Origin of the sequence: Ohtaekwangia sp., from assembly GCF_036786105.1 — a bacterium.
Lineage (GTDB): Bacteria > Bacteroidota > Bacteroidia > Cytophagales > Cyclobacteriaceae > Ohtaekwangia.
Genome location: NZ_DAIQRQ010000008.1, coordinates 119491 through 126632 on the forward strand (window position 1 = coordinate 119491; position 7142 = coordinate 126632).

Annotated in this window: 4 protein-coding genes; 2 read left to right on the top strand and 2 right to left on the bottom strand. The window is 44.0% G+C overall.

Features of this window, described 5'->3' with window-relative positions; translation table 11 throughout:
• Positions 1 to 240 precede the first annotated feature (240 nt).
• On the bottom strand, positions 241 to 807 hold the full coding sequence (locus V7Q33_RS06370; protein WP_333819290.1) for an RNA polymerase sigma factor: 567 nt from the start codon (positions 805 to 807) through the stop codon (positions 241 to 243).
• 117 nt (positions 808 to 924) lie between these two features.
• Positions 925 to 3318 carry an ABC transporter permease gene (locus tag V7Q33_RS06375; RefSeq protein WP_333819292.1) on the bottom strand — a complete coding sequence of 798 codons (2394 nt, stop codon included), beginning with the start codon at positions 3316 to 3318 and terminating at the stop codon, positions 925 to 927.
• Positions 3319 to 3417: 99 nt separating this feature from the next.
• Between V7Q33_RS06375 and V7Q33_RS06380 the strand changes: the two genes are divergently transcribed.
• Both V7Q33_RS06380 and V7Q33_RS06385 read left to right on the top strand, forming a co-directional pair.
• Positions 3418 to 6420: a ligand-binding sensor domain-containing protein gene (locus V7Q33_RS06380; RefSeq protein WP_333819293.1), complete on the top strand. Its 3003-nt coding sequence runs from the start codon at positions 3418 to 3420 to the stop codon at positions 6418 to 6420.
• On the top strand, positions 6404 to 7036 hold the full coding sequence (locus V7Q33_RS06385) for a response regulator transcription factor (RefSeq protein WP_331982729.1): 633 nt from the start codon (positions 6404 to 6406) through the stop codon (positions 7034 to 7036). The genes V7Q33_RS06380 and V7Q33_RS06385 overlap by 17 nt, the downstream gene beginning before the upstream one ends.
• Positions 7037 to 7142: the final 106 nt, after the last annotated feature.

Genomic DNA, 7142 nt, shown 5'->3' on the forward strand with positions numbered 1-7142 from the left:
CGAACAGCTGGCGGTTCAATGCCAGCTGTCTTTTTATACTTCTCCGGATGCAGTTTTCTGTCGTATTCTATTCTGCGCACCAGCATATAAAGCATGATCATCAGCACCAGTATCAGTACATATACAAGCGCGATGACAGAGCGCTTCATTTTCAAATAGCGCGAGTGCCGGTTCATCAGTTTGCTATAGTTACGGTGCCGTGCAATCTGACCCGGACTTATAGTACGCCTAACCCGTATTTCATTCCTTGACATCGTACTTGATTCGTAAGTTAAAATTCTTTCGTAATCTGTCCAGTGCCCGGTAGGTGCGCATCTTGGCACCACTCTCGGTTATGTCCAGGATAAAAGCGATCTCTTTGAAATCCTTGTCTTCAAAGAAACGAAGCTCCAATACCTGCAGCATATCTGTGGGCAGTTCTTTAAAATACTGCAACAGCTTTTGCAGTATCTCTTCATCCCAATCTTCATTGGCCTGTTCGAACAACTCGCGTACACGCACTTCTTCAATGCTGAATACTTTGTCGTTCTTCTTTTTGCGGTAATGCTTGTTTACCTCGTTGCTTGCAATTTTATAGAGCCAGGCAGAGAAAGGTATACCGCGAAACTCGTAGCGCTTTATGTTTTTCAGAGCGCTTAGAAAAGTTTGCTGACATAAGTCGGCCGTCAACTCTTCATCATCGGTTTGGCGGTAAATAAAATTAAATATACGGTCAAAGTATTTTTCATACAGCTCTCCAAAAGCGTTGGCATTCCGCTTCGACCGTTCCAGGATTGCGTATTCGTATTGTATCTCGTCTTCCGTCATACGCTTTGCAACTACAACACTATAATGCAAAGGAATCTGAAAAGTCACAAAACAAAAAATCCACCGCAGTGCCGGCCTGCCGTGGATTTTGTATCCAGGTAGATAACAATGTTTTCTCTACTCGTTGCGAAGCGTATCCACCGGGTTTACCAGGGCCGCTTTTATTGCCTGAAAACTGGCAGTACCAAATGCAATCAGTAACGATGATATCCCTGCCAGTACCATAGGCCAGATGCCAATGTCGGTTTTATAAGCGAAGCCATTCAGCCATTGGCTCATAATCCAATATGCGGCCGGTATACCGATAACAATGGACAGTATTACCAATCTCGTAAAGTCTTTCGTAATCAGGAGCACAACGCTGGCTGCCGAGGCGCCCATCACCTTGCGTATGCCAATCTCTTTTGTTTTTTGTGATGCCGAGAATGAAACGAGTCCAAACAACCCGAGGCATGCGATGATGATGGTTAGTGTAGCAAAAGTAGAGCTGATCTGGCTCATGCGTTCTTCGTTCCTGTACATCGCAGTATATTCCTGGTCGAGGAAAGTATACTCGAAGGGGCGGTGCGGCGTAATATTGTTACAGATGCTCTTAAGCGTTGCTAATGCCTCACGCGGATCGCCTTTCTTTAGTTTTATCAGGATGGTGTGAAATTGCTGTTCTTCAGTGAAAAGTATCAAAGGCGATATCTTTTGTTGAAGTGTGTTGAAATGGAAATCCTTTACAACACCTACAATCTCACCTTTACGATTATGCATGTTAATAAATGTACCAATAGCTTGTTCCGGGCTGAGGCCTACTTCCTTAATCGTTGATTCATTCAATACAAAAGAGCATACCGTATCCTTGCGCATTTTTATATAGTCATTCTCAGTAAAGTTTCTGCCCGTTATAAGTTCCATACCCAGAGCTGGAATAAAATCAGGATCCACTGCATTGGCAGTAACCATTATACCCACGTTGTTGGAGAAACCGGGAATGTTGAGTGAATAGGTCCCATTGATGTGGGTGGGAGATTCGATGGCGCGTGCTACATGTGTAGCGATACCGCTTCGCAGTATCTCATTTTTGAGCTGCTCGTATACTTTGGCAGTTTGTCCATCGAGGGGAAGGATTACAGTATTCTCCTTATCATACCCGAGCTTCTTGTGCTGGATGAACGACAGCTGTTTGATCACCACCATCGTACTGATGGTAAGAACAATGGAAATGCCGAACTGTACTACCACGAGACTTTTACGCAGCCATATACCTTTGCCCGATGTTTTAAAATTGCCTTTCAATACACTTACTGGTTTAAAGGCTGTGATTGCGAAAGCAGGATAAGCGCCCGCTACCAAGGCAATAACGGTAGCACCGGCAATGGCAGTTATGATAAACACAGGATTAATAAAGTGGGAAGAATCAAGTGGTTGGGCGGTCATCTCGTTAAAGAATGGCAACGCTACCTTTGCCAGTAAAAAGGCCATTAGCAATGCCATATAGGTAACGATAACGGATTCGCTTATAAATTGAATGAACAATTGTGGACGAAGCGCACCCACTACTTTGCGGATGCCTACTTCGCGGGCACGATCAGCCGCACGTGCCGTTGCCAGATTGATATAGTTAATGCAGGCAATAATCAGCACCAGCATAGCAATGGCTCCGAATATATAGATATACTGTATGTCACTCACAGCCTTATTTTCGCTCATGTCCGAGCGCAGGTATATATCCGTTAACGGAATGTAATTGTATACAACATAATCGCCCGGATTGGTGAGCTCACCGGCAAGTTCCTTTTTTACCAGCGCACTGGTCTTTTCAAAGAGTGTGGTTATGCTTGCTCCCGGTGCCAATACAATATAGGTTTCATAGTTTGCGCTCCACCAGATTTGTTCTTTTGAAGCGTTCAACGAAGAGAATGACCCTATAAAATCATATTGCAGCAACGAATTACTTGGAACATCTTCCGTAAGACCGGTAACTGTATATTCCTGTTTGTTGTTAACCATGATCGTTTTGCCGATCACATCTTCACTACCAAAATATTTCTTTGCCATCGAACGTGTTAGTACAACAGAGTTCGGCTGCGTAAGTGCATCTTTAGCACTGCCCTTCAGCAGGGGAAAGGTAAATACATCAAAGAAAGTACTGTCTGCAAAATAAAATCTGCCCTCCTGAAAGAGCTTGTCATCTTTTTGCAATACATAAGGTGTCCAGGCAGAAGGATTGTATAGACGCACACCCGTTTCTACTTCAGCAAAATTTTTCTGTACAGCCGGTAGCAGCGCCGTTGGCGATATTGCAGTGCGCGCAGTTTGTCCGCCAAAGCTATATTCCAGCGAAGCACGATAAATGCGTGAAGCCTTTTCATGAAATGTATCATAGCTTAGTTCATGGCTGATCCAGGTAATCAGTAGCAGGCAAGTTGCCAGTCCGATGCTAAGCCCGACTACATTGATAGCTGCATACGAAATATGTTTTTGCAAGCTGCGAAAAGCAATAAGGAGGTAATTTTTGATCATGATCAGAGGGTGTTAACTTCGTTAAGACTTTAAAAAGAGCATTCGGGTTGCATGTTTCATTTCTTTTTTGTGAATGGCTAAACTCTTAAATACCGAAAGATGCGTGACAATATTTTAGCGCTGATACGCGTACTTTGTAAGATTATGGGAGCGAGCAGGTTTGGCATTCTGGTGATTTTATTTTCCTTGTTCGCGAAGGCAGGCCTGCCCCAGAATTTCACATACTCAACGCGGAACTACACTGCCGTAGATGGCTTGCCACAGTCGCAGGTGCGCTCATTGGTGGAAGACAAGAATGGCTACCTGTGGATGGCAACGCAGGGCGGAGGGTTAGCGCGTTTCGATGGCAAGGAATTTAAAGTATATACTACAAAAGACGGTCTTCTTTCCAACGACATCTCTTCACTGCTTTTCGATCATCACGATAACCTTTGGATATTGCATGCACACGGTGTTACGCGATTCAATGGATATTCCTTTAAACGCTTTCACGATCCTAAATTTCAGAACGCGGGCCATCGCAGGCTATACGAACGCAATGATTCAATTTTTGTAGTAGCCAACGGTAACATAGGTAAAATATTTCAGGATTCGCTTTACTATTGGGGCCGCCCGCTGGTACACAACAAGGTTATCTGGAAATCATATCACACAACAGTAGGAGTACATTGTTTCTTTATGAAAGATGGCTCATGCCATATACTTACTCCTAAAACTGAATACTCTTTTGATGTTACAGATGACATCGGTAAAATATATTACCCCTTCGAGTATAAAGGCGACATTGTGTTGCGAACAGACAAGGGTTATTTCAGGGTCGATCATCGTACACAAACTATAGAACCGTTGAAGTTGCCGATTAAAAACATGATTCTCTTGTACGATGAGAAGGGCGATTTCTTCTGGACACGCGATGGCAGTAATCTCTTTCGCGATGTAGTGAGTAAAAATGAAGAAGTGAAACGCGATACGGTGTTGCGTGATGTTTCGGTGCTGCAGGTTGTGAACGACTCTGAAGGCAACACATGGTTTGCCTCCGATGGCCGCGGTCTTTATAAATATTTTATACAGGATTTTAATCGTTGCAGTTCTGAAAATCTGCGGGGTGTAATGGCTATACTTACCGATCGGTGTGGAACGAAGTGGTTGGGTACATTGAGCAAAGGGCTCTGGAAGATCAACAAAGGTAAATCGCATGCTTATGTAGACAAGCATGAAACGAGCCGCAATAACATTGGCGTCATTCAGCAAAGTCCGGATGGTACTATCTGGGTTGGTTCTATGTATGGCCTCGGTCGTTATGATTCTGTTCATGACAAACTGGACTGGTTTACCCGTGAAGAGGGTTTACCCTCGAATACAATAACATCAATCGAGTTTGATGAAGCGGGCACCATGTGGGTAGGCACGGGAGGCGGGCTGTCACGCTTTGATGGACAGTCGTTCCATAACTATACTACAACCAATGGCCTCTTAAGCAATGGTATCTGGCACCTGCATTATTCCAAAAGGTATAAAACTTTATACATCGCTACCGACATCAGTATACAAACGATCCGCGATGAAAAGATAGGTGTGCTGCAGATTCCCGGATTGAACAATACATCGGTAATGAGTATACTTCCTTATCAGGATTCGTTGTTGGCACTCGGCACCGGTGGTGCAGGCGTGGTGATTTATAATCCGAAGAGTCGCCACCGCAAATTTATTACCACGCAGGAAGGGCTTGCTTCTGATTTTATATACTTTGCAGCAGCAGACGAAAAACGAAAATTGTGGATTGGCACCGAAAAAGGTATTAATCGTGTGAAGCTCGCGCGCAACCTGGAAATTGAAGAGAATCTTTATTTTGGATACGACAACGGACTTACCGGTGTAGAGACAAACCTGAATGCATTCGAGCTTACACCGAACAATAAATATTTTGGTCTTGTAGATGGCTTGTATGCGTTTAACGACATCAGCAGTATGCCGGCACGTTCGTTCGATCTGCATCTTACCAACGTGCAGATCCTCTATGGAGAGTATGACCCGCGGCAGTATGCCGATACTACAGAAGGTTTTTTCAGAATACCGGTAAATCCGAGACTCCCGGCAGACAGAAACCACGTTACATTCTACTTTAACCGTGTTGACAAGCGATATCCTAAATCCATCAAGTTTAAATATTACCTGGAGAATTTTGATAAAAAGTGGTCGCAACCTTCTTCGATGACCGAAGTTACTTATAGCAACCTTCCGCCCGGTAATTATGTGCTGCATGTTATGAGCACCGATAAACAGGGAAGCTGGAGCTATAAGAAGATTGCGTATCCTTTTTCGATCAAGGCACCATTCTATCAAACTGCTTCGTTTATGGTGGGTGTAGTAGTGTTACTGGCCGGAATCATTACGCTGATATTATACCTGCGTGTACGCCAGAAAGTGAGCAAGATGTTGTTGCTTGAGCGCATCCGTGCCAAGGAACAGGAGACCTTGCGGAAAGAGATAGCACGCGACTTTCACGATGAGATGGGCAATCAGCTCACCCGCATCATCAACTATATAAGTCTGCTAAAGCTTAATGGTAATGGCAACAGTAATGGCAGCGGCGACTTATATACTAAAGTGGAGGACTCTGCGAAGTATCTATATACCGGCACACGCGATTTTATCTGGTCTATCGATCCGGTAAACGATGAGCTCTCCAAGCTTTTTATACACATCCGTGATTTTGGAGAAAAACTATTCGAGGAGAAAAATATACAGTTTCGTGCTTTCAATGAAGTAAAAGACAAGATCAAGCTTCCGTATGGATTTAGTCGTGAGGCAAATCTCATTTTTAAGGAAGCGATGACTAATGCTTTCAAATATTCGAATGCGTGCAATGTTACGTTATTGTTGAGGCGATCGGAGCCAGACGGTTTTGAGATGAGTTTTGAAGACGATGGTGTCGGTTTTTTGACCGATGAAATAGAAAAATCCAATGGTCTTCAAAATATTCGCGAAAGGGCCGACAGGATTCGTAGTGTTTTACGTATAACCAGTGTGAAACATCGCGGAACCAAAATCACCTTAAACTTTAAACTAACCAAAACGCTCAAGTATGGCCTTGCCCTTTAAGAAACGCGTCATGATTGTGGAAGATGATCAGGAGATACGCAATAGCTTTAATCTGATTGTAAATAGTTCGCAGAAGTTCATGGTAGTAAATGCCTATGGAAGCTGTGAAGACGCCATCGAAAATCTGAATCGGGATAAGCCTGAGATCGTGTTGATGGACATAGAGCTGCCCGGCATGAATGGTATACAGGGCACCAAGATAATAAAAGATAAAAGCCCGCATACCGACATCGTCATGGTTACCGTTTATGAAGACAGTGAGTTGGTGTTCGAAGCCTTGAAGGCCGGCGCATCCGGGTATATTACCAAGAGCGCCAACTACATGGAACTGCTGGCAGCACTCGATGAAATTGTTAAAGGTGGCGCTCCCATGAGCAGCCGTATAGCACGTATGGTAATCGATAATTTTCATGTGAACCCAAACTCTCCGCTAACCAAGCGTGAAACCGAGATACTGCAACTGATCTCGGAGGGAAAGACTTATACACAGATATCGGAAGAACTTTTCATTTCCAAGGAAACCGCCAAAACGCATATCAAGAATATATATTCCAAGCTTCAGGTAAACAGCAAGTCGGAAGCCATTGCGAAGGCAAACCTGGAGAAGCTTATTTGAAATAGCGGTTAGCTGCTGGCCTCTGGCTGCTAGTTGTGTGGAGGTGCGGGCTCGGGATTGTCTTTTAATCTGTGCATCTGTGGGAAATAAAGGATAGCTACAAGCA

Excerpts from the sequence above, each read along its gene's own strand:
- V7Q33_RS06370 (WP_333819290.1), bottom strand. The coding sequence starts at position 807 with ATGACGGAAGACGAGATACAATACGAATACGCAATCCTGGAACGGTCG.
- V7Q33_RS06375 (WP_333819292.1), bottom strand. The coding sequence starts at position 3,318 with ATGATCAAAAATTACCTCCTTATTGCTTTTCGCAGCTTGCAAAAACAT.
- V7Q33_RS06380 (WP_333819293.1), top strand. The coding sequence starts at position 3,418 with ATGCGTGACAATATTTTAGCGCTGATACGCGTACTTTGTAAGATTATG.
- V7Q33_RS06385 (WP_331982729.1), top strand. The coding sequence starts at position 6,404 with ATGGCCTTGCCCTTTAAGAAACGCGTCATGATTGTGGAAGATGATCAG.